At 52.8% G+C, this 22,149-nt stretch carries 22 protein-coding genes; 4 read left to right on the plus strand and 18 right to left on the minus strand.

The genetic code is table 11. The annotated features are described in order from the left end of the window. Positions 1-5: 5 nt before the first annotated feature. From H8790_RS03430 to H8790_RS03475, 10 genes are all read right to left on the minus strand, one after another. On the minus strand, positions 6-377 hold the full coding sequence (locus tag H8790_RS03430; RefSeq protein ID WP_009260278.1) for a metal-dependent transcriptional regulator: 372 nt from the start codon (positions 375-377) through the stop codon (positions 6-8). 18 nt (positions 378-395) lie between these two features. After that, on the minus strand, positions 396-2,135 hold the full coding sequence (locus H8790_RS03435) for an ABC transporter ATP-binding protein (protein ID WP_009260277.1): 1,740 nt from the start codon (positions 2,133-2,135) through the stop codon (positions 396-398). Between the two features lie 10 nt (positions 2,136-2,145). Continuing rightward, positions 2,146-3,921 carry an ABC transporter ATP-binding protein gene (locus tag H8790_RS03440; RefSeq protein ID WP_044945071.1) on the minus strand — a complete coding sequence of 592 codons (1,776 nt, stop codon included), beginning with the start codon at positions 3,919-3,921 and terminating at the stop codon, positions 2,146-2,148. Between the two features lie 145 nt (positions 3,922-4,066). Further along, entirely contained in the window at positions 4,067-5,725 is a 1,659-nt protein-coding gene (locus tag H8790_RS03445) for a nickel ABC transporter substrate-binding protein (RefSeq protein ID WP_009260275.1), read from the minus strand. 50 nt (positions 5,726-5,775) lie between these two features. Further along, on the minus strand, positions 5,776-6,543 hold the full coding sequence (locus H8790_RS03450) for an ABC transporter ATP-binding protein (protein ID WP_009260274.1): 768 nt from the start codon (positions 6,541-6,543) through the stop codon (positions 5,776-5,778). Between the two features lie 6 nt (positions 6,544-6,549). Further along, a complete protein-coding gene (locus H8790_RS03455; protein ID WP_009260273.1) occupies positions 6,550-7,320 on the minus strand; it encodes an ABC transporter ATP-binding protein in 771 nt (256 codons plus the stop codon). After that, positions 7,310-8,128, minus strand: coding sequence for an ABC transporter permease (locus H8790_RS03460; protein WP_009260272.1), 819 nt, complete (start codon positions 8,126-8,128; stop codon positions 7,310-7,312). Before H8790_RS03460 ends, H8790_RS03455 begins: the two co-directional genes overlap by 11 nt. Beyond that, positions 8,125-9,066 carry an ABC transporter permease gene (locus H8790_RS03465; protein ID WP_081029069.1) on the minus strand — a complete coding sequence of 314 codons (942 nt, stop codon included), beginning with the start codon at positions 9,064-9,066 and terminating at the stop codon, positions 8,125-8,127. Before H8790_RS03465 ends, H8790_RS03460 begins: the two co-directional genes overlap by 4 nt. A 175-nt stretch (positions 9,067-9,241) precedes the next feature. After that, entirely contained in the window at positions 9,242-10,210 is a 969-nt protein-coding gene (locus H8790_RS03470) for a helix-turn-helix domain-containing protein (protein ID WP_009260270.1), read from the minus strand. A 293-nt stretch (positions 10,211-10,503) separates the two neighbouring features. Then, positions 10,504-11,121, minus strand: coding sequence for a single-stranded DNA-binding protein (locus H8790_RS03475; RefSeq protein WP_187333579.1), 618 nt, complete (start codon positions 11,119-11,121; stop codon positions 10,504-10,506). Between the two features lie 138 nt (positions 11,122-11,259). On the opposite strand from H8790_RS03475, the gene H8790_RS03480 reads away from it, so the two are divergent. From H8790_RS03480 to H8790_RS03490, 3 genes are read left to right on the plus strand one after another with little or no spacing between them, the layout of a single operon-like run. Then, positions 11,260-12,405: a DUF2974 domain-containing protein gene (locus tag H8790_RS03480; RefSeq protein ID WP_187333580.1), complete on the plus strand. Its 1,146-nt coding sequence runs from the start codon at positions 11,260-11,262 to the stop codon at positions 12,403-12,405. Then, positions 12,402-12,923 (plus strand): hypothetical protein, encoded by a 522-nt coding sequence (locus H8790_RS03485; RefSeq protein ID WP_187333581.1) that lies wholly within the window; start codon positions 12,402-12,404, stop codon positions 12,921-12,923. Before H8790_RS03480 ends, H8790_RS03485 begins: the two co-directional genes overlap by 4 nt. After that, positions 12,913-14,514 carry a gamma-glutamyltransferase family protein gene (locus tag H8790_RS03490; RefSeq protein ID WP_187333582.1) on the plus strand — a complete coding sequence of 534 codons (1,602 nt, stop codon included), beginning with the start codon at positions 12,913-12,915 and terminating at the stop codon, positions 14,512-14,514. Before H8790_RS03485 ends, H8790_RS03490 begins: the two co-directional genes overlap by 11 nt. Before the next feature lie 165 nt (positions 14,515-14,679). Here the strand turns inward: H8790_RS03490 and obgE are convergent, their stop codons facing one another. The 8 genes from obgE to H8790_RS03530 form a co-directional block, all read right to left on the minus strand. Continuing rightward, the gene (gene obgE, locus H8790_RS03495) at positions 14,680-15,960 is read right to left on the minus strand and encodes a GTPase ObgE (protein WP_187333583.1); all 1,281 of its coding nucleotides are present in this window, start codon (positions 15,958-15,960) and stop codon (positions 14,680-14,682) included. 105 nt (positions 15,961-16,065) lie between these two features. Then, the gene (rpmA, locus tag H8790_RS03500; protein ID WP_187333584.1) at positions 16,066-16,347 is read right to left on the minus strand and encodes a 50S ribosomal protein L27; all 282 of its coding nucleotides are present in this window, start codon (positions 16,345-16,347) and stop codon (positions 16,066-16,068) included. Positions 16,348-16,395: 48 nt separating this feature from the next. Continuing rightward, positions 16,396-16,725, minus strand: coding sequence for a ribosomal-processing cysteine protease Prp (locus H8790_RS03505; RefSeq protein ID WP_187333585.1), 330 nt, complete (start codon positions 16,723-16,725; stop codon positions 16,396-16,398). Positions 16,726-16,729: 4 nt separating this feature from the next. Beyond that, a complete protein-coding gene (gene rplU, locus H8790_RS03510; protein ID WP_187333586.1) occupies positions 16,730-17,041 on the minus strand; it encodes a 50S ribosomal protein L21 in 312 nt (103 codons plus the stop codon). 180 nt (positions 17,042-17,221) lie between these two features. Beyond that, complete coding sequence (locus tag H8790_RS03515) at positions 17,222-17,908, minus strand: YczE/YyaS/YitT family protein (RefSeq protein ID WP_187333587.1); 687 nt, start codon at positions 17,906-17,908, stop codon at positions 17,222-17,224. Positions 17,909-17,923: 15 nt separating this feature from the next. After that, a complete protein-coding gene (locus H8790_RS03520; protein WP_187333588.1) occupies positions 17,924-18,391 on the minus strand; it encodes an S-ribosylhomocysteine lyase in 468 nt (155 codons plus the stop codon). A gap of 1 nt (position 18,392) precedes the next feature. Further along, complete coding sequence (locus tag H8790_RS03525; protein ID WP_187333589.1) at positions 18,393-19,076, minus strand: 5'-methylthioadenosine/S-adenosylhomocysteine nucleosidase; 684 nt, start codon at positions 19,074-19,076, stop codon at positions 18,393-18,395. 466 nt (positions 19,077-19,542) lie between these two features. After that, positions 19,543-20,748: an acetate/propionate family kinase gene (locus H8790_RS03530; RefSeq protein ID WP_187333590.1), complete on the minus strand. Its 1,206-nt coding sequence runs from the start codon at positions 20,746-20,748 to the stop codon at positions 19,543-19,545. Positions 20,749-20,949: 201 nt separating this feature from the next. Here H8790_RS03530 and H8790_RS03535 point away from each other — a divergent pair, with 201 nt between their 5' ends. Then, entirely contained in the window at positions 20,950-22,146 is a 1,197-nt protein-coding gene (locus tag H8790_RS03535; protein ID WP_187333591.1) for a tRNA(Met) cytidine acetate ligase, read from the plus strand. Positions 22,147-22,149 lie beyond the last annotated feature (3 nt).

Raw genomic sequence — 22,149 nt, forward strand, 5'->3', positions numbered from 1 at the left:
ACAGGTTACATGAGTTGTTTCTTTAATTTTTGGAAACTCTCGTCGCTGATGACGTGCTCAATCCGGCAGGCATCTGCCTCTGCGGTTTTCGGATCCACGCCGGCGGCAATCAGACGCTCGGTAAAGAAACGGTGCTTTTCGTAAATCTGTTCCGCCACTTCCCGGCCAATGTCGGTCAGGTGCAGGAAATAGTCGCTGTCCATCGTCAGAAAACCTCCATCCCGCAGGGTCGCCACCGCATGGCTCACGCTGGGCTTTGACACCTCCATATGCCGGGCGACATCAACAGAGCGCACTGTTCCTTTCTGCATTTGGAGCACTAAAATTGCCTCTAAATAATCTTCACCCGATGTGGTGGCTTGCTGTTTTCTTTTCATATTTCCCTCTTAGGACGTTCATGTCGGTAAGGAAGACATTTGCTGTTTCTGCTGGAGTGCAACCAAATGCGCATACAACCCGCCTTTTTTAGCCAACTCGCTGGGAGTCCCCACTTCAGTCACTTTTCCTTTGTCCAAAACAACTATCTTGTCTGCATTTGCTATGGTCCTCATTCGATGCGCAATAACTATCACTGTCCTACCTTTTAATAACGCTGACAAGGCAGTTTGTACCATTGTTTCACTTTCTGCATCCATAGATGCAGTTGCTTCATCGAGAAGAATAACAGGAGCATTTTTTAGCAAGGCACGGGCAATAGAAATGCGCTGGCGCTCGCCACCGGATAATTTACTTCCGTTTTCCCCGATATTCGTGTCATAGCCTTGCGGTAAACGATCAATAAACTCATCACATTGGGCGGCCTTTGCTGCGGCTCTAACATCTTCGTCAGAAGCTCCGCTACGGCCAAGCCGTATATTTTCCATTACCGATTCGTCAAAAAGGGTGACATTCTGGAATACGATTGCATAGTTTTTTAACAATACTTCTGGTTCAACAGTTTTGACATCTATGCCTCCAAGTGTTATGAGTCCGGAATCGGCGTCCCAAAAACGCGCTGCTAATTTTGAAACTGTTGATTTTCCACTGCCAGATGGCCCGACTAAAGCAGTTATTTCGCCTTGCTTTGCTACAAAAGATACTCCTGTCAGAACTGGTTCCTCGTTATAAGAAAAGTAAACATCCTTGAACTCAATATCGCAGCCAATGTTATTGCAACAGTCTGAGCCGGTTTGTTCCTGTGTATTGTCTATCTGTTTCATCCGGCCAATGCTTACAAGTGCGGCAAAAACCTCCGCTAATAGCATGAAACAGTTGGTGAATGGATCATAGATTCGACCAGCGAAAAGAAGGAACAGTATGAGCATGGGAATAGAAAGCATACCTTCAATCACCAAGTTTCCCCCTATAAGCAAAACAGCAACTAAACCAAAGCGCAGGATGAACTGAGCAGCTGTTGTAGATGCTCCGGGGGCTAACTCATTTCGGAAGGAACAACGAATAACATTCTCTAACTTTTTATCAAGTTCATCCAAGTATACATCCGTTTTTGAGTATGCTTTTAATTCTTTTATAGTATCAATATATTCTTGTACTGCGTCATAGGCGCACCTTTTTGCCTCCAGATTTTCAAGTTCCGCCTTACTCTGTGCCTTACGAGCAAGAACAACAACAATTGAGGCAACTGGTACCGGGACAATAATACAAAGAGCCATCCTCCAGTCTAAAACTGCCAGCCCCACGGACATAATAACAAACATAAGAATTGTGCCTAACAACTGTGGAATCGCATTAGAAAATGTCCTTTCTAATGCTGTACAATCCCCCATAATAGTAGTTGTCAGATCGGCTAAATTTTTCTTTTCAAAGAATGACAGTGGAAGTTTTCTGAGTTTTTCAGCCAGCACAATTCTTCGGTTTGCACTTTCCTTATATGCAGCAGTGTATGTCAAATTGTATTGTACTAATTGGGCAATCGCGATCATGCCAAAAAGCACCAGGGTAATTCCGACAAAGAACGGAATATTCCGACCTACATTAACTTGAGTCCCCGCCGCTTTTTCTAAAAGCATCATTACTACCATCAACAACAAACTTGCTGGAATGATCTGTATCAAATTGGCGCAGGCAGTTGCTATAATTCCTTTCGCTAAATCTTTTGCGCCTTGATCGCTTAATGCAAACGCACGTTTTAGCATAGACAGCACCTCAACTTTCTATATGCCACTGCACCGTTTTGTTATAATTGTCCCACATTTTAGCATACTCGCCCTGATGCTTTATCAAATCAGAATGTGTTCCGCTTTCCGCTATCGCACCGTTTTTCATCACCAATATTTGGTCTGCATCCTGGACAGTCGAAAGCCGATGTGCAACCATAATAACCGTTTTATTCTTTATAAGTCCATCAAAGGCCTTCTGGATTTGATGCTCATTTTCGGGGTCAGCATATGCTGTCGCCTCATCTAAAACTACAATAGGAGCATCTTTTAAAATAGCGCGGGCAATAGAAATGCGCTGTGTTTCGCCCCCGGACAGGTATATACCTTGACTTCCAATAATTGTATCTATTCCGTTTGGAAGCTTTTTCAGTATGTCGTCGCACTGCGCCAGATGAGCTGCCTTTAGAACTTCCTCACGGGTTGCCGATGGTCTTCCGGCTCTTATGTTTTCTAATAGGCTATCCTTAAACAACTTGGGGTCTTGGAACACAAATGCCACCATTTTCATTAAATCACCCTGTGGGATTTCCCTGATGTCAACGCCGCCAATTTTTACTGCGCCATCCTGCACGTCATAGAACCGAGGGATCAGACTGGCCGCTGTGCTTTTACCTGACCCGGAGTGTCCCACAAGGGCCGTTATTGCTCCTGCTTTTGCCATAAAAGTGAGATGTGAAACTGCGGGGTGATCGGTATTATCATATGCAAATGTCACATCTTCAAAAGCGACCTCATATGTATCAGGATATTGGGGGATCGCTGGTTCTGGTTGCTGTTTAGAAGTTAAAATCATATCGATTCTACGCATAGACTCCTCTGCCTGCATTTTATAACTAGTCATATACATAATTTTATTAAGCATCACTGCGCATGCCGGAGAGAAAATCACGTAAAACAGAAAACTTTGAATAAAATCTCTGAGTGTCGGGGTCGTAAATCCAACTAGAAAGCCAATCGGAACCAGCACTAAAAAGGATGAGTTTACGATAGCATTAAATGCAACCATGCCTTTCTTGCAAGACATAGTATAAGCAAGTGCGTACTTTTTATAGGTCTCTATCGCATTATGAAATTTGGCGAACGACTTTACAGTTTGTCCGAACACCTTGACAACGGCGATTCCTCTAATATATTCAACAGCCTCATGGTTCATTGTTTCTTGAGCGTCTTGATAAATTCTCATAAACTCAGCACTATTCTTTCCCATGAGAGAGCTTTGCAGATAAAAGGCCATTCCATATAAGATAATAAGTGGAACTCCAATACGCCAGTCAAAAATGATCATAAAGCAAACACCAGCAATCAGGGTTACTTGGGCGCCTGTTAAATCTGGCAACTGATGTGCAATAAAGGTCTCCGTTTGAAAACTGTTTTCATCAATTATTTTACGCAATTTTCCGCTTGGATTGGCATTAAAATAGCCAATTGGCATATGAGCAAGGTGCCTTAATGCTGCCATCTGCAGGTTTTTTTGAATATGGAACGCAACGATATGAGAAGATAGCAAAGCCAAAAAGTAGAGTACTACTCCCACGAGTTCTAATCCTAATGCAAAAAGGCCCCAATTCAATAATGCTTGGCCATTCAATTGATCGCCTAAAAATACAGCGATAAGTTCTCTTGCCGCAAAATATACACAGATAAAAGGGCCTATAATAAACAACGCACTGATGCCGGAAAGGCAACGGGCAAAAGTCAAGAGGCCCCTGTATCTGCCGGCAAAACTGAGAATCCGCTTAATTCCTTTTGATTGATTGCTCACCAATATCTGGACTCCTTTCAACCGGCAGAGCAAATATATGGTTTAACATAACTTCTCTGTAATCTATTTGCAATATGTCGTTTCTCTTTCTACAAACGGCGTGCTATGTTTTGCATAGCACGCCGTTTGCAGAATGGGAAAATGCTCACTTTAATGTGATATTTTGTACAGCAGTAAAGTTTGCATCAGGCGGAAAATCGTAGTTTGCAATCTTATCACTATATACTGCAAGTTGGTGAGGATACACCAGAGGTGTAGTAAGGCACTGATCCGCCATCGTAGTCAAAATAATTCCATAAATCTCTTGGATTCGTTCCTCGTCAGTAGTAGATTCCAATTCTGTAATCAGATCGGCACCGCCCGGCAAGTATGCAGCGACCTGGGAGATAATTGGGTCCATGGCCATGCTGGGATCGATATTACCGATCGTATTGCCCGGATCATAGAAACCGCCTTGTGTTTTAAATAAGGTAAGGCCGTACTCTCCAGTTGTAATCATTGCATACCAGTCCATCATTTGTGCAGACTGCGGTGTAAGTTCGATTCCGATTTTCCCTAACTGGTCGCAGATATAAACAACCAAGTTATCATCAGAAGCGGAGCCTGCTTGGTACTGGAACGGAGAGGATAGTTTCTCACCGTCCTTTTCACGGATGCCATCGCCATCCGTATCAATGTATCCTGCTTCATCAAGCAATTGGTTTGCCCTGTCTATATCATAAGAGTATACGGTTTGCTCTACATCACAATAGGGTAGGGTCTTCGGGAAGAATGTATCTGCTTTTTCATACAGGCCGCCATAAATGCTCTCAGAAATTGCATCTTTGTCTAAGGCCAATGTAATGGCTTGGCGAACAACTTCATCACCGAACATAGAGCTACTTAAATTGTAACCAATATATCCGGTGCGGAAAGATTTGTCGTCAACCTTGGCGCCAAATCCCTCAGTGTTTTGCATTTCCACAAAACTTTCGTTGGAGACGTTCGTGATTCCTGCGACAAAATCAATCTCCCCGTTTTTCAATGCGAGAATTTTAGCATCATTGTCAGGAATGCTCTTGATAGAAAAACTCTCAACATCAGGTCTTTCACCCCAATAGTAGGGATTGCTCTCGAAATTCCAGGTCTGCCCGTCATTATCTCCAGCATACATATAGGGACCTGTACCATAGGTTGCAGTTTCAAAAGTATCCTTTTTCGTTAAATCATCATTAAGTTGTTCACTCGATACGATTCCGAATGGATTCGCCAAACACAGCTCCCGCAGCGCATTATAATAAGGTTGCGTCAGATGCATTTCAACAGTATAGTCATCAACGACCACTGCATCTTCAATAATTGTAGACAGGCGGCCATAGGTTCCATTGTATTGCCCCAAATTGATGGGAACGGCCAAAAGCGATTTGGCAACATCTTCCGCAGTCAGATCGCTACCATCAGAAAATTTCACATCATGCCGTAGATTGAATGTGTAGACCGTTCCATCTTCGCTAATTGTCCAATCCTCGGCCAGACCACCAACGTATTCTCCATCTTGATATTCTACAAGCACATCGTAGAAATTGCTAAGATAATATGTGATACCGAAGTTGCTTGCCGATACATCGGGCGTCATAATTGTATAGAAATTTTCAAATCCCCAACTTTCGGCCAAAGTGATGTGGTTGGTTTCCGTTTCCTCCACAACATCATTGCCCGAAGTAACAGGCGTTTCTGAGTTTTCGCCATTGTCGCCTGTACAGGCAACCAACGAAACCATCATGGCCGCAGCCATAAGAATCGTTGCAAGTCTTTTGAATTTCATCGCAAACTATCCTTTCATTTTATTTCTGCTATGATCAATTCCAACAATGATTATGTATCAGTAATTCCACTCGCATATAAAAGCGTCTTGCTGTATTCGCTTGTAAATACTGATATATCTCCAGAAAATTCAACCTGTTCAATCAAGGTGGAATTTCTCATAACCAAAATTACGTCAGCAATAACGACGGCTAACTCCATATCATGTGTAATAAATATAAGGGTAAATGCGAGTTTCCTCTGCAAGTCAACAATTTCTTCAATGATCTTCTTGCGTAAAGGAAGGTCAAAGCCATTTGTTGCCTCATCAAAAATTAGACACTTAGGTTCTGCTGCCAAGGCCCTTGCAATAGCGACTCGTTTTTGCTCGCCCCCAGATAATTCTGCGGGAAGACGCGAGTAGTATTCAACAGGCAAATTACATAAATCCATCAGATCATGACACCTTTTTTTGCGTTCTCCTTTGTCTAAATGAAAAAAACACAAAAGAGGTTCTTCGATTGATCTACCCACGGACATTTTAGGATCTAATGCAGATGAAGAGTCCTGTTGAATAATTTGGACTTCCTTGAAGTAATTTGTATGAACCTTGTGTTTACCGTAAACAGGCATCCCATCGACATAGATATTCCCCGTCGTAGGACGCTGGAGGCCCGCAATCATTCTGGCGAGTGTTGTCTTACCTGACCCTGACTCACCAACGATGGCATACCGTTCACCATCAATGAATTGGATTGAAACTGGGGAAACCGCCATGAATCCCTCTTTGGAAAACGGATTGCGGGCAAAAGTGCAACTTACATCTTTCGCCTCAATCATAGATAATCACCGCCTTTCCAACGTACAAGCACTAAGCAGATATTTTGTATATTCTTCTTTAGGTTCATTGAATATCTGCTCTGTTGTCCCTGCCTCGACCAACTGGCCATCATTCATTATTAAAATTCGATCCGCCATTGACGCCGCTCTTAAATCATGTGTAACAAATAAGATCGCCATGCCGCCACTGCATAACTGCCTAAGTAATTGCATCAATTCAATTCGGTTACAGGCATCTATTGCTGTAGTCGCTTCATCAGCAACCAATATAGTAGGCTGATTGATTAGTGCTGCTGCAATCATAATCCGCTGCAACATCCCACCTGAAAGGGCATCAGGGTAACTCTTCAGTATCCGTTTCAAATCATCAAGGCCCAACTGTTGTAGTGTGTTGCTCACTAATAGTTGTAATTCCTGCCGCGATATTTGGGGGTTATGTAAGTAACATGTTTTTTCTAATTGCCTTCCAATACGCAGCGATGGATTAAATGCTGTCATGGGGTTTTGCATAATATAGCATATTTCTTTACCGTAGATTGCCTGCAATCGTTTCTTTGAACAGTGCAGCAAGTTTTCCCCCCTATAAAGCACCTCACCTGAAATGGAATAATTAGAACTAAGTAAGCCCATAACGGCCTTGCATACCGTCGTTTTTCCTGCCCCAGAGCTGCCCACAATGGACAACATTTCTCCTCCATCTATTGAAAAAGAAATATCCTTTGCAATTTCTTCACCCGTTTTGAGAGTAATAGTGAGATCTCTGACGTCAAGAAACACTGATCTGGTCCTCCTTGCCAATAAAATCCCGAATACCTTCACCTAATAAATTAAAGCCCGCACAACAGATAATGAGGCATATGCCGGGATAAACAATTAGGGCGGGATTTGTATAAATGCTGTTTCGAGCGTCATTAAGCATGGCTCCCCACTCCGGAGTACCAGCAATAAGGCCCACACCCAAAAATGCAAAACTTGATACCGATAGAATTGCTGATGCTATTCCCGTGGTAAAATAGACAACAAACTGTGGCAATACATTCGGGATAATGTGGTGAAGTACGATCCGCATTGCAGATGCACCAGATACTCTTGCGGATTCTACATACCCCTTTCCACACTCGGTCTTTGCATAAGAACGCGCCATGCGTAAGAACCACGCAGACATAGAAATACCAATTGCAGTGATAATGCTCGCAACAGAATTGTTAATAACTGACACTAATGACATTGCTATTACTAAAAGCGGAAATGCCATAAATATATCGCACAACAATCGGATGACCTCATCTATTAGGCCACCTTTATAAGAAGTGTAGCATCCAATAAACAATGCAATCGCTGCTAGTACTATCAGCACAGGCACCGTAAGGCTTAGTGAATATCGCGCTCCGTAAATTAAGCGCGAAAGTTCACACCGCCCCATTTGATCGCATCCAAGAGGATACTCGGCTGATGGCGGGGCATTTTTTAGTGCAAGGTTTGTTGCATTTGGGTCATTTGGGGCAAGGAGGGGTGCAGTTATCGCAATACAAATAAATAACGCAATAAGCAAAACACCAATGACAATTTGTGGATGTTTCCTCATACACGTTTCCTCCTATACGCAGGGCAAATAATGCCCGAGAAGATGTCTGCTGCAGTATTAAAAAGAACAAATAGGATTGCGCAAATAAGTACCACACCCGATATTCCATATACATCCATACTTTCGCACGCTTCAGTTAAATAGTATCCAAGACCCTGAATGGAAAAGACAGTTTCTATCAGTGCAGAGGTTCCAAAAACTGATGCGCAATATTGTGCGAAAAGTGTTATGGCCGATGGAAATGCGTTCCTCAGGACCTCGCCGTATACAATTTTAGATGTGGAAAACCCCCTCGCTTTAGCGTAAGTAACATAGTCACTTTTTAATTCGTTTATTACAGCAGCGCGCAAAACTCTGATAGAAATACAAGCAATTGGAATGGCAATAGAAATAGATGGCAATATAAGGGATTTAATACTCCCGTCTGAAATCACACTAAATATCGGAATCTCAACTGCAAAAGCAATTAGCAGAATGAGTGCCAGCCAAAAACTCGGAACACATATACCAATTATGCAGATAACTCTTGTTGCATGGTCAAATGCTTTGTCTTTCCATATGACAGAAAACGCTGATATTAAAACGGTTAAAATAGCAACCCAGAGCATAGACATAATAACTAACATACATGTAACAGGAAGGGCATTTCTAATATTATCAATGACAGGCTTTCGATTGGTAATTGAAATACCCAAGTCCCCGGTAAGTAGTCCTTTTATATAATCTGCATATTGCTCAGAGAGTGTACCATCCAGGCCAAGTTCAACTCTCATTGCTTGGATTTGCTCTTCTGTTGCGAACAATGTAGTCTTTCTTACAAGCATTTCTGCCGGATCTGTACCGGTAAATATCTGCAAGCAAAAACTGAGAGTAACGACTCCCAAAGTCACAATTAGCAAGGTTATAATACGTTTTACAATTCGCGCACTGATCCCCATACTGAACAACTGATTTGCCCCCCATTCGCTCGAGGTTAGACATCGCTAACTAACACCCTTAAAAAGAACCGCTGAACGCGGCTCTTTTCACCATTCTCTAATTAACGTCAATTATGATAGCACAAGATCATATATTCGTCTATAACTGTTTAGGTCAAGTCTTAATCCATTTAGGTCACGAGTATTTCAAACGATATGCGATAGGAGTCATTTCGTATACTGATTTGAATGCCCCAGAAAACTTTCCTTGATTTTCATACCCTGCAAGACTGGCAATTTCACCCACACTCAATGTCGGCTCTGACCTAAGTAATTCCGCAGCAGCCTCCATCCGTTTCCTTTTCATAAACGTGCCTAGAGAAGCACCGGAAATTGACTTAAAGCAGCGTTTCATACTTGATTCCGAAACCCCATAAATCTCTGCTATCTCAGAAATATTTTTTTGTGTAAAAGGATTTTCAATAATATACTGATAGACCTGTTGAGTCCGCCGGGATACTTTCTCCGTAAACTGTTGGGGCGGCTCCACATAACTGTTATCCAGTTGGCTTAATAAAAGTAAGATTTCCAGGATTTTCAGCCAGTAATACGGCAATCTTATCTGGTTCTCAACGCTCAAGATCTCTGCAAAAATATGGTCGATTTTTTGTTTGGATTTTATTAAAAGAACACGTCCTTCCGGACATAGAGTTGTGCGGATTTTTTGCAAGTCTATATGCCACTTAGAGAATTCATTGTCGAGAGTCGTCTGGGCTGTTTCTAGCTCCAAGAGAATGGTTATACCTTTATATTTATTGAAAGGGATTCTTGAATTGACAATAACCCGTTTATCATGGTATAGGCCAGATATACTTAAATCCTTTTCACCCAAGAAGGTAATTCCGCCTCCGACCATTTCAACTTCGTGTCCGCCCTCAAGGCAATAATTTATTTCTAAAAAATCTTTTTGGACATTTAGTGGCTGATAGCAAGAACTTAGATTTAGATCATTAAAAGACAGTTGAATACCTGGCGCAATATTATAACAGTGCATTTTCCCAGACCCGCTCTCATCCTCGTATCGCCGGAGGGTATAAAACTGGCGGGGCGTATCATCTGTATAATAAAATGCTCTGAATTCCGGAATATCAACAACATCAGCCATACTTATTTGCCCTTTCTTGGAAATCGTGATTGACTAAAGAAAATGATAACGCAAGTGTATTCTAATTTCAACAAGGATATGTAATTGAAGTATAATTAAAAGCAGGACACATGCCACACGGTGTGTAGCATGTGTCCCAACTTACTGAACCTGGACGGTTTTAAATGATACCCTTATGCGGCCGGGCCCTTCCGCGCTCTTTTCTTATTGCTGGAGCGTTTTCATGGCGGCCGCCTCGCCATGAAAAGGTGCTTTTTTATATAAAGGATGCATGCCGCACCGCTGGCGCGTCACTATGGCTCTAACGGCTCCTCTTCTTCCGGGTCAAGAAGGTGCATGACCGAGACCTCGTATGCGATTCGCTCCTGAGGAACGCCGTCGATGAGCTTTGTGTAGGTCCTGCTCTGCACCCGCCCCTCCAGGGCCAGGGGGTCACCCACCTGCATGGCGCCGGCCCGCAGGGCCAGCTGACCCCAGGTGATGACCGGCAGGTAGTCAGCCCGGCCGTAGTGGCGCCCCACGGCCAGCATGATGTCGCAGATGTTCCGCCCCAAGGGCGTGCGGCGCAGGACCGGGGCTTTGCAGATGACGCCGGTCAACTGGATCTCGTTGCGGGTCTCCTCGTCGCCGGGGGAGATGGACTGGGCGAAGACGGTGATCACCAGGCGGTTTCCCTGTCCGCTTTTGTTGTTGAAGGAGCGCAGCTGCCCGCTCAGGCGAAGGGGGGCGTCCGCCTGCACCTGGTCCCTCAGAGACATGGGCAGCAGAACCGGCAGCCGGTCTGTCTGGCCGGAAAGGCGGGGCACCAGCAGCGGGAATTGGTAGAAGGTCTGACCGTGATTTTCGTGGGAGAGGACAGGGGAGGACTCCGGGACGCCCCACAGCTCCACCTGGTTTTTACTGTTTGTCATATCCGTACACCTCTGTTGTTGATGAATAGTACACGATATGAAGGGCACGTCCCGATTAGACCTCTTTTCAAAAACGCTTTTTCGGCGTATAATACCCGGTAGATTGCCGGGTGAACCCGGCCGGATGGAGGATTGCGTGTGGCAAATCTGCTGGACTATATCGATTGGCGCGGAGACCTGACCTTTGCGATGTCACCGTTCAACGAGGTGGATAACCTGATCCTGGCGGAACTTTCCTTTCTGGATTTTGAGGGGATTGTGCCGCCTGTGGGCGGTGGAGCGGGCATTCCGCTGAAAAAAGCGGCGGAGGTCTATTTCAGGCTGCACCCAGGCCGGGAGGGGGACATGGGCCTGATCGTGCCCGACTGCATCCCGGATCTGCTGAAAAAGGCGGCGGGAAGCGCCCGGTTTTCCAGCATGGTGCTCAGCTGCTTTACCGACCTTTTGGACGAGGAGCAGGGGCTTCAGTTTGCCGCCTGCACGGCGGAGGTGGGAGACGGAAGTTTATATGTCTCCTTCCGGGGCACGGACGACACCATCGTGGGGTGGAAAGAGGATTTCAACATGAGCTTCATGGACGTGGTCCCCGCCCAGCGGGAGGCCGTATCGTACCTGCGCTCTGTGGCGGCCCAGCACCGGAGGCGGAAGCTGCGCATCGGCGGCCACTCCAAGGGCGGCAACCTGGCGGTTTACAGTGCTGTCCACTGCGGCGCGGCCATCCAGCGCAGAATCCTAACCGTATACAACAACGACGGCCCCGGCTTTCGCACCAGTATGCTGCAAAAGGCGGAACACATCCGGATCGCGGACCGGATCACCACCATTGTGCCCCAATCCTCCGTGGTGGGAATGATCATGGAGCACGAGGAGACCTTTACCCTGGTCAAGAGCGCCCAAAAGGGGATTCTGCAGCACGATGGCTTTTCCTGGGAGGTAATGGGACACGGCTTTGTCCACCTGACCGAGGACGCTCCGGAGCGCTGGCGCAACGACCTGACGCTGAAGGGCTGGATCTCCGGCATGAGCGACGAGCAGCGCCGCCGGTTTACGGAGGGCCTCTTTGACATCCTTTCCGGCTCCGATGCCAAGACGCTGACCGAGTTGACGGAGGACGGGTTCAAGACGGCGGCCGCCATGGTAAAGGCTATGGCGGATATGGATAAGGAGACCCGGGATGTGCTCCTCTACGCGTTCCGGAAGCTCTTTTTGAGCAAGGCCCAGGTGATCCAGGAGGAGCTGATCGGCAAGCGCCGGAAAAAAGAAAAGAAAGAGGCAAAGAAATGAAAGCAATCGTTTATACCTCCAAGGCGGGCCACACGGAGCGCTATGCCCGGATGCTCTCCAAAAGTACCGGCCTCCCGGCCTACTCCCTGGCGGAGGCCAGGAGCGTGCTGCCCAAGGGCGAGGAAATTTTTTATATGGGCTGGGTGATGGCCGGAACGATCTCCGGCATCCGCCAGGCCGCAAAATGGTACCAAGTCCGGGGCGTGGCCGCCTGCGGCGCCTATGCACCGGATCCGGAGGCCACCCGGCAGATGCGCGTCAACTGCGGCGTGGCGGAGGATGTGGGCCTCTTTTACCTCCAGGGCGGCATTGACTACAAAAAACTCCATGGCCTGAATCGCTGGATGCTGCTCTATATGAGCAAGATGATGGGAGAAAAGCTGGAGGCGAAGCCCCAACGCACGGCGGCGGAGGAGGAGATGCTCCGCACGCTGAAAGAGGGCGGCGACTTTGTCCTGGCAAAGAACCTCAACGAGATCGAGGGGTGGATGAAAGCGCGGCAGGCCAATGAACTTTGACCCGCTGGAGCAGCGCTATCCCTCCCGGCGAAAGGTGGTCTTCGGCCGCTGCGCCGTGGCCGCCTCCCAGCCCCTTGCCGCCCAGGCGGGGCTGGACGTCCTCAAAGAGGGGGGAAACGCCGTGGACGCGGCCATCGCCGCGGCATCTGTGCTGACGGTGGCGGAACCCACATCCAACGGCCTGGGAAGCGACGCCTTTGCCCTGATCTGGAGCGGGAAGCGGCTCTATGGCCTCAACGGCAGCGGCCGTTCGCCTGCGTCCATTTCAGCCCAGGCCCTTTCCGGCCAAAAGGAGGTGCCCCGCTTCGGCTGGACCCCGGTGACGGTGCCGGGAGCGGCCGGCGCGTGGGCGGAGCTCTGGCGCCGTTTCGGGCGGCTGCCCTTTCCAAGGCTCCTCCAACCGGCTGTGGACGCGGCCCGCAATGGCGTGGTGGTGCAGCCCACCACTGCCCGCAGCTGGCGCCAGGCTCTGGAGCTGCACCGCCGGGAGCTTCACGGGCCGGAGTTTAAAGAGTGGTTCCGGGTGTTTGCCCCCGGCGGCGCCGCGCCCCGGCCGGGGGAGATCTGGCATTCGGAGGAGCACGCCCGCACACTGGAGGAGCTGGCCCGGACGGAGTGCGAGTCCCTGTACCGGGGAGACCTGGCGGAGCGGATCGACCGGGCCAGCCGGAAGGACGGAGGCTTTTTGCGCAAGGAGGACCTATACGCCTACCGCCCGGTGTGGGTGGAGCCTATCCGCATGGATTACAGGGGCTATGAGGTCTGTGAGCTGCCGCCCAATGGCTGCGGCGTCGCGGCGCTGATGGCTCTCAATATTTTAAAAAACCTCTCCCTGGGGGAAAGGGAGCACGGGGACACCTATCACAAGCTGATGGAGTCCATGAAGCTTGCCTACATCGACGCCAGGGAGTACGTGGCGGACCCGGAGTACATGGACTATACGCCGGCGGAGCTGCTTTCCCCTGATTATGGCGCCGCCCGCGCGGACCTCATCGGCGATCAGGCGCTGGACCCGGCGCCGGGCGCGCCGCCGAAGGGGGGCACGGTGTACTTCTGCACCGCTGACGCAGAGGGGAACATGGTCTCCTTCATCCAGAGCAGCTATGTCGGCTTTGGCTCCGCGGTTGTGGTGCCCGGCACCGGCATCACGCTTCAAAACCGGGGGTGCGGCTTCAACCTGCGTCCCGGCCACCCCAACTGCCTGGGAGGAGGAAAGAGGCCCTGCCACAGCATCCTTCCTGGATTTTTGATGAAAGCCGGCGAGGCGGTAGGGCCCTTCGGCGTCATGGGCGGGGCCATGCAGCCCCAGGGCCATCTCCAGGTGGTCACCAACACCATCGATTTTGGCCTCAGCCCTCAGGACAGCTTGGACGCTCCCCGATGGCAGTGGACCGGCGGCCGGGAGATTCTGGTGGAGCCCGGCTTTTCCCGGGAAATCGCGGAGGGGCTTCGCAGCCGGGGCCACGAGGTTCGTTTTGCTCAGGGATCAGACTCCTTTGGCCGGGGACAGATCATCTGGCGGGACCCGGAGACGGGAATCCTCTGCGTGGGCACGGAATCCCGCTGCGACAGTGCAGCCGCGGTCCTGTAAAGAAAAGAACAGCCTGCCGGTTTCCCGGCAGGCTGTTGCTTATTTAGGGGAAATCCTGCCGGCAGCGGAAAGGCAGGGGATGGAGCGGCCTCATGCCGTAAAAGCGCGCAGAGTACAAAAGAAAAGCCGGGGCAGTGATCTGCCCCGGCCAAAATTAAAAGAGATTCAGCGCTGGTAGTCGAATTCCAGGTTGTACATGGAGACGGTGTCGCCGTCCTGAATACCCATTTCCTCCATCCGGGCAAAGAGCCCGGACTCCCGGAGCATCTTGTCGAACCAGTTGCGGCTTTCATAATCGCCGAAGTTGGTGTTGGCGATAAGCCGCTGGAGCCAGGGGCCCTCCACGATCCAGACGCCGTCCACTACCTCAATGCTCAAAGGTGCGGAGGTGTCCACCTCGGCGGGCCGGGGCACGTACTCCGGCTCGTAAACCGCCACGGGCGGCAGGGCGGAAAGGGCCTCAGCCACCTTGCGCACCAGCTCCCGGGTGCCCTTGTGGGCAGCTGCGGAAATCTCATAGAGGGGATAGCCCAGGGCCTCCACATGGCGGCGGAGGGCGTCCAAGCCCTCTGTGGTCTCGCAGATGTCGGTCTTGTTGGCCGCCACGATCTGGGGACGGGTGGCCAGCTCCGGACTGTACTGCTTCAGCTCTTCGCAGATTGCGTCAAAGTCCGCCACCGGGTCCCGGCCCTCGCTGCCGGAGACGTCCACCACGTGGACCAGCAGGCGGCAGCGGTCGATGTGCCTGAGAAAGTCGTGGCCCAAACCGGCGCCGCCGCTGGCTCCCTCAATGATGCCGGGAATGTCAGCCATGACAAAACTGACGCCCTCATCCACATACACCACGCCCAAGTTGGGGTAGAGGGTGGTGAAGTGATAGTTGGCGATCTTGGGCTGGGCCTTGGAGACCACGCTGAGCAGCGTGGATTTGCCCACGTTGGGAAACCCCACCAAGCCCACATCCGCCAGCAGCTTCAGCTCCAGGACCACGTCGTGGGATTCTCCGGGCAGCCCCGCCTTGGCAAAGCGGGGCACCTGGCGGGTGGGGGTGGCGAAATGGGTGTTTCCCCATCCGCCCTTGCCGCCCCGGCAGAGGACAAAGGGCTCTGAGTCCGACATGTCCTTGATGATCTCATTGGTCTCCGCATCCCGGATCAGCGTGCCCCGGGGGACCTTGATGGTGAGGGACTTCCCGTCCTTTCCGGACTTGCGGGCTCCCTGACCGTCCACCCCGTTTTCCGCCACGTACTTGCGCTTATAGCGGAAGTCCATCAGCGTGGACATGTTGTCGTCCACCTGGACGATGATGGAGCCGCCCTGACCGCCGTCGCCGCCGTCTGGGCCGCCTGCGGCCACGTATTTCTCCCGGTGAAAGGAGACGGCGCCGTTGCCGCCCTTGCCAGCACGGACGGTGATGCGGGCCTTGTCAATAAAAGATGTCGCCATGGTACCCTCCGTTTTCTCTTTAGTATGCCAATTGACGCCCAGGCCATACGCCCAGGAAGACAAAGAGCCCCGAACGGAACGTTCGAGGCTCTTCTCACAATCTCATTACTGGGCTTCGTAAACAGAAACCTGCTTGCGATCTTTACCCAGGCGCTCAAAACGAACGACGCCGGAGGCGGTGGCAAACAGCGTGTCGTCGCTGCCCTTGCCAACGTTCACACCGGGATGAATGTGCGTACCGCGCTGACGAACCAAGATGTTGCCGGCCTTGACAAACTGACCGTCGGCACGCTTGGGCCCAAGGCGCTTGGACTCGGAATCACGGCCGTTCTTGGTGGAGCCCATACCTTTTTTATGAGCGAAAAACTGCAGACCAATACGGATCATAGCAAAGTACCATCCTTTCTGTAAGATGATGTTGGAAGAGGAAGGAGGTCAGCCCTCCAGCACCTCGACATAGTCCGGGTAATCCTCGTGCAATTGAGAGAGATAGACCATCAGCCCCGTCAAAAGCGTCTGACAGGTGGATTCCGCCGTGGGGGAGAGCCCCCCGGGCAGCCGGAGCGAAAGTTTCGCGTCCCGCTCACTGATCTTCACCGCTGCAGCCAGGCCCATCACGTCATTGACGGTGGCCTCGACCAGGGTGATGACCGCAGTGATGGATGCGCAGACGATGTCCGACCCGGCCTCGGCGTACCCGCTGTGGCCCCGGCTTTCAAAGCCCACGATCCGATTGCCCTCCAAATGGAACGTAACGGTGGTCATTCTCTTAGAGGGAGATCTTGCCGATCGACACCTTGGTATAAGGCTGACGATGGCCCTGACGCTTACGATAGCCCTTCTTGGGGTTATACTTGAAAATGCGGATCTTCTTGCCCTTGCCGTTCTTCACGACAGAGGCCTCCACCTTGGCGCCTTCCACCGCGGGAGCGCCGAACTTGGTGTTCTCACCGTCCAGGACAGCCAGAACACGGTCGAAGGTGACGCTGTCGCCAGCCTCTGCGGGCAGCTTTTCGATGAACAGGACATCGCCTTCGGCGACCTTGTACTGCTTACCGCCGGTTTCAATGATTGCGTGCATACTTTGCACCTCTCTTTCCTTTATTACGGACTCGCTGTCGGGGGCGGAGAAGAATTCTCACTTGTCAACCCATTCAAAGCGGCTTATCAAGTATATCAGCGAAAGTTCGGATTGTCAATGGATTCCGGAAGAAATTTGCAAAAAAACAGGAGAATCCCGGCGCTTTTGCGGCAGATCGTCTCAGACCTTTTGATCCTGTGGCGCGGCGCGTCCGCAGAGCAGGCGGCCCATCTCCAAAAAGTCCGTGTGCCGCACGTCCCGGGGCTCAAAGCGGAAGAGGCGGAACACCGCCTGCATGGTTGCGCCCAGGCCGAAGACGGAGACCAGCGTCCCCACGCCGATTGGCCCCTTAAGCAGCCACGCGGCGCAGATCACCACGCCCAACAGCATGACGTTCACCATGCCGATGGGGAGGCGGCGCATCCGTTTGCCCAGGGCCACCAGCAGGGAATCCCGGGGGCCGCAGCACAGCGCGGAGCGCATGTAGATGAGCTGTCCAAACGCCACGATGAAAAGGCCCAGGATCAGCACCGCCAGGGAGGCGGGAAGGGAGGTTTGAAGTGGCACCAGTTCCAAAGCGGTGAACAGGTCTATGCTGAGCCCCACCAGGACTGCGTCCAGGAGCGTGCCCATGCCGATCCGCTCCCCAAGCAGCAGGTCGGCCGCCACCGCAAAGATGCTCAGCACGATGGAGGCAGTCCCATAACTGACCCCGAAGCACCGGGAGAGCCCCATGTTCAAAGCGTCCCAGGGCGCCAGGCCGATGTTGGCCTGGATGGTCAGATAGATGCCAAAAGCGGCTACAAAAAGCCCCCCGGCGGCCTGGAGCGTCCGGAGCAGAAGCATCAATCGGGGAGAACGGTTCATAGCGGACACTCCTTGTTACTCATTGGTGTAGGACAGCTGCTCCACGGTCCAGCCGGCGATCAGTTCCGCATACCACTTGCAGACCGCTTTTGCGGCCTCCGCATCTAAGTTTACATAATTTCCACACTCGGCGGCGCTCTTTCCGGGCAGTTCGCCGTCAAAGCCGGCAGCCTGCCGGAAGACCCGCTTCAAAAGCTCCACAGCATCCTCGCAGCAGAGCAGGCGATTGTCAAAGAGGAAGTAGAAGCCGGTCTGGCAGCCCATGGGACCGAAATAAATCACGGCCTCTTTCTCCGGTGCGTTGCGCAGCAGCGTGGCAATGAGATGCTCTGTAGAGTGGAGTTCGCTGTTGGAGAGCAGATCGCCGGTGTTGGGCTTTTTCAAGCGAAGGTCGAAGGTGATGATGTCACCGTCCCGGCGGGAGAAATAGAGCCCGGGCAGCAGTTTGTTGTGATCCACGGCAAAGCTTGCAATACGATCCATATCAGCATTCCTCCTGCAATTTTTTGGCAAAGGGCAGAACCACCCTGCCCAGGGCTTCCAGGGCCTGGCTGAAATCAAAATACTCCTCCGCCTGCCTCTCGGAAAACAGCCGGTCGGACACGGACTTCAAGGATACGAAGCGCACGTTGTTGCGCAGGCAGACCTGGGCAATGGCCCCGCCCTCCATTTCGCAGAGGGTGGGGGAGAAGGTATCACGCACCCAGCGGGCCCGGTCCCCGCCCACGGCGAACCAGTCCCCGGTGGCCACCCGGCCCAGTTGGGCGGAGAAGCCCAGCTGGCGCAGGAGCGCCTGGCAGTGCTCCGGCCGCCAGGTGGGGAAGTCCACCCGATTGACGGTGGAGACCAGGCCGATCGGGTCGCCTACGGCGGAGGTGTCCACGTCGTGCTGCACAAAGTCCCGGGCCAGCACCAGCGTGCCGATGGGCAGGTCCCGGCAGCAACCGGCCACGCCGGCGTTGAGGATCAGCTCCACGCCGCAGTGCAGGCACAAAAGCTCGGCGGCCATGGCGGCGTTCACCTTGCTCACGCCTCCGGCGCAGGCCAGGATGCCCTCCGCCACCTCAAAGACCGGGATGCCGGACACAGTTTCCAGGGGGGCAAGGTTCCGGGCGCCGGGCAGGGCATGGAGTTCCGCGGGCATGGCGAATTGAAGACCGATTTTCATGATGCTCTCCTTGTTGTGATTGTTTCTGGCCGTAACGGGCCGGACTCTCTGCTCCACCGGGAGGGCCAGCTTTTCCTGTGGGGCCGCAACGCACAGGCGGCCGTCCTCCAGAAAGAGCCGGCACGGAATATTCAAAGCGCGATAGGAGCATCTGCCGTTTTCCTGAGGCGCTAAGGGCAGGTGATGATGTCGACGGCGGGGGCGTCCGAGGGTACGCCAAAGTGGCTCCAGGCGTCGTCCTTGGCCTGGGCATAAGCGGCCTTCTCAAAAGCCCGCTGCCGTTCGCCGTCCAGCCGCTCCACCAGGTATCTGACGGAATCCGGAGAGGGTCCTCCGAAAGCTTGTAGTCAAAGAGGTTTTTTGGATCGTTTATCGCGTCCCTTTCGATCCATTGCAGGTGGCTGCGGGCGGGCCGGAGTCCGGAAAAAGGGGCGGACCCAGCCGGCCCGCCCCTTTTGAAAGGTGCTTATTTCCCGGAGACGATGGCTGCGGTGTCCATGGCAATCATCAGTTCTTCGTTGGTGGGGATCAGCAGGACCTTGACCTTGGAGTCGGGGGCGGAGATCACGGCCTCCTCGCCCCGGACCTTGTTGGCCTCGGCGTCCATCTTCACGCCCATGAACTCCAAATCAGAGGCAATGGCCAGGCGCTGGGAGGCGGAGTTCTCGCCCACGCCGGCGGTGAAGATGATGGCGTCCACGCCGCCCATGGCGGCGGCATAGGAGCCAATGAGCTTCTTGACGCCGTAGTTGAACATCTCCACGGACAAAGAGGCGCGCTTGTTGCCCTCTTTGCCTGCGTTCTCCAGATCACGGAAGTCGGAGCTGACGCCGGACACGCCCAGCACGCCGGACTTCTTGTTCAGGATGGAGACCATCTCCTTGATGTCCATGTTGTACTTGGCCATCAGATACTCCAGGATGCCGGCGTCCAGATCACCGGAGCGGGTGCCCATGGGCAGGCCGGCCAGGGGAGTGAAGCCCATGGAGGTGTCCACGCTCTTGCCGCCGTCCACGGCGGTGACGGAGGAGCCGTTGCCCAGGTGGCAGGAGATCAGCTTCAGCTCCTCGCTCTTTTTGCCCAGCATGGCGGCGGCGCGGCCGGCCACATACTTGTGGCTGGTGCCATGGAAGCCGTAGCGGCGGACCTTGTCGGTCTCATAGTACTCGTAGGGCAGGGCGTACATATAGGCCTTGGCGGGCATGGTCTGATGGAAGGCGGTGTCGAACACGGCCACCATGGGCACGCCGGGCATGACCTTCTCACAGGCGCGGATGCCGGTCAGGTTGGCGGGGTTGTGGAGGGGGGCCAGGGGGATGCAGTCCTCAATGGCCTTCATCACCTCGTCGGTGATGAGGACGGACTTGTTGAAGGCCTCGCCGCCGTGCACCACGCGGTGGCCCACAGCGTCGATCTCCTTCATAGAGGCGATCACGCCGTTTTTGGCGTCCACCAGGGCGTACAGCACAGCCTGGATGGCTTCGGAGTGAGTGGGCATGGCCACGTCCACTTCCTTCAGCGCTTCCTTGCCCTCCACCTGGGGCTTATAGGTGAACTTGCCGTCGATGCCGATGCGCTCGCACAGGCCCTTGGCCAGCACCGCGCCGCTGTCGGGATTGAGCAGCTGATACTTCAGGGAAGAACTTCCGGCGTTGATGACTAATACGTTCATGTTTTTAACTCCTTTTTTCCAGACGCTTGCGTAACGCCCGCAAATGATATAAAATAATAACAATCAGTTTTCCCGATTGTTTTCGGGACAACACCTTTATTATAGCAAAAATTTTCCTGGATACAACCGTTATTTTCCTGGACTTTACGGTTTTTGGATGAAAAAATTGTAACCAATTGTCACTTTTTGAGGGGGAAGTCCATGGGGGCGGCAGGTATAATAGCAGAGTATAATCCACTTCATCTGGGCCACCGGTATCAGATGGAGCGCACCCGCGCCCTGTTGGGAGAGAAGACGCCCATCGTCTGTGTAATGAGCGGGAACTTTGTCCAGCGCGGAGCCTTCGCCATTGTCCGCAAGCATGTGCGGGCGGAGGCGGCGGTCTGCGCGGGGGCGGACCTGGTGCTGGAACTGCCCCTCCCCTGGGCCCTTGCCTCGGCGGAGCGGTTTGCCCGGGGCGGAGTCAGGGTTTTGCAGGCTGCCGGCGTTGTGAGCCACCTCTCCTTCGGCAGCGAAAGCGGCGACGCGCCATTGCTGATGGAACTGGCCCGGGGCCTGCTGCATCCCGATTTTCCCCCGCTGCTGCGGCAGGAGCTGCGGTCGGGGGACAGCTTTCCCCGTGCCCGCCAGCGGGCGCTGGAGCAGCTTTTGGGCACGCGGGCGCATAGACTGGAACAGCCCAATGACCTATTGGGCGTGGAATACTGTAAGGCGTTGGTGCAGCTTGCACCCCAGATCGAGCCGTTGGCCATTTTGCGCACCGGCGCTTGGCATGACGGCGAGGCGGTGGGGGGAATTGCATCCGCCTCGGCCATCCGCGCGCTGCTTGAGGATGGGAAAGAGGCAGACCGCTACATGACCCCTGACATGGCGCGGCTTTATCGGGAGGAGCTGGCCGCCGGCCGCGCCCCGGTGAACCTGGCGGCCTCGGAGCGGGCGGTGCTGGCCCGGCTGCGGACCATGGAAGAGGCGGACTGGGCTCTCTATGACGAGGGGGCGGAGGGCCTCTACCATCGGTTTTACGATGCGGCCATCTCCTGCGCCACGGTGGAGGAGCTGCTGCGCACCGTCAAAACCAAGCGCTATCCCATGGCGCGGCTGCGCCGGATGCTGCTGCGGGCCTATCTGGGGCTTCGGGACCTGCCGGAGGAGATACCCTATCTCCGGGTTCTGGCCGCCGGCCCCCGGGGACGGGAGCTGCTGGCCCGGATGCGCCGGTGTGCCGAACTGCCGGTACTGACCAAGCCCGCCGATGTGCGCTGCCTCTCACCGGAGGCAAACCGCGTCTTCGCGCTGGAGGCCCGGGCCGCCGACCTCTATGCCCTTGCATATCCATCCCTTTGTCAGGCCGCCGGCGGAAGCGAATGGACAACGGGACCGCACATCCAAACCCCCTGAAAA

The organism is Oscillibacter hominis (assembly GCF_014334055.1).
Classification (GTDB): Bacteria; Bacillota; Clostridia; order Oscillospirales; family Oscillospiraceae; genus Oscillibacter; species Oscillibacter hominis.